Origin of the sequence: Mesorhizobium sp. M7A.F.Ca.CA.003.01.2.1 (genome assembly GCF_003998945.1) — a bacterium.
Taxonomy (GTDB): Bacteria; Pseudomonadota; Alphaproteobacteria; order Rhizobiales; family Rhizobiaceae; genus Mesorhizobium; species Mesorhizobium ciceri.
The window spans coordinates 1-992 of sequence record NZ_RZRA01001376.1 but is presented as its reverse complement, the minus strand read 5'-3'; the positions used below and the strand labels follow the sequence as shown (position 1 = coordinate 992).

Below are 992 nucleotides of genomic sequence, written 5' to 3'. Positions count from 1 at the left end.
ATCCCGACATCATCATGCTGACGGCCGTTGGCCCTCGCTTCGGCGCCGGCCGGCTGGCCGATCTCTACGAAAGCCTGGGCGGCAGCGTTACCCGCATCGGCAAGCCCGACACGGCGATTTTCGACGCCGCGCTGGCGCTGGCCGGCGAGCCGGACCGTGGCACCGTGGTCTGCGTCGGCGACAGCGTCGAACACGACATATCGGGGGGAAACAGCACCGGCATCGCCACCGCGCTGGTGCTGAGCGGAATACTGGCGGACACACCGGATCTCGCCGCTGTTTTCGACGAACAGCAGGCCTGGCCGGACTACATCATGGACAGCTTCAGCTTCCGCTGACCGCTTCCAGCATGCGCCGCGCGCTCTCCTCGTCGGTGATCAGGATGGTTGGGGCGATGAGGGTCATGGCGCCGAGCAGCGCTTCGGTTTTCTCCTCGCCACCGGAGGTGAGGATGCGGATCGGTGCCTTGCGCAGACGGTCGACATCCACCGACATCACGTGGCTGTTGACGGGGTGGTCGACCAGATCGCCGTTGCGGTCGAAGAAATGGAACAGGAGGTCACCCACGGCGCCACGCGCAAGCAGGGCCTCCCGATCCGCCTCCTTGAGGAAGCCACCACGAGAGAAGGTGGTGGCCGAGGCGATCCCGCCGACGCTCAGCAGAACGGCATCGAGCACGTCGGCCATTTCGAAAATCTCCTGCAGGCCGCAGCGCTCGATCAGGGCGATCTTGGTCTCGACGCTGTCGACCACGGCTGGTGTCGGCATCAGATAGCCGTCGCCCTGGAATATCTGAGCGAAGCGCCAGGCGAACTCGGCTGGGTTGACCCGGCGCACGACGCCGACACCGCCAAGCAGCGAAATCACCTTGAAGTCGGTGAGCGACTTGGCGCTGATGAAAGGCAGGCTCGAGAACAGCGTCTGCCCCCAGCCGACACCGACCCGCATGCCGGACTTCATCGTGTCCGACAGGAAGCTGCCGGTTTTGGCAC

The 992-nt window shown here is 65.2% G+C and carries 2 protein-coding genes; one reads left to right on the top strand and one right to left on the bottom strand.

Features of this window, described 5'->3' with window-relative positions; all coding sequences use genetic code 11:
• Positions 1–338 (top strand): TIGR01459 family HAD-type hydrolase (locus EN969_RS32780; protein WP_127419820.1); only part of this gene is annotated, 338 nt, incomplete at its 5' end.
• Here EN969_RS32780 and EN969_RS32775 read toward each other — a convergent pair.
• A partial coding sequence (locus tag EN969_RS32775) for a sugar-binding domain-containing protein (protein ID WP_127419819.1) occupies positions 325–992 on the bottom strand: 668 nt, incomplete at its 5' end. The genes EN969_RS32780 and EN969_RS32775 overlap by 14 nt on opposite strands.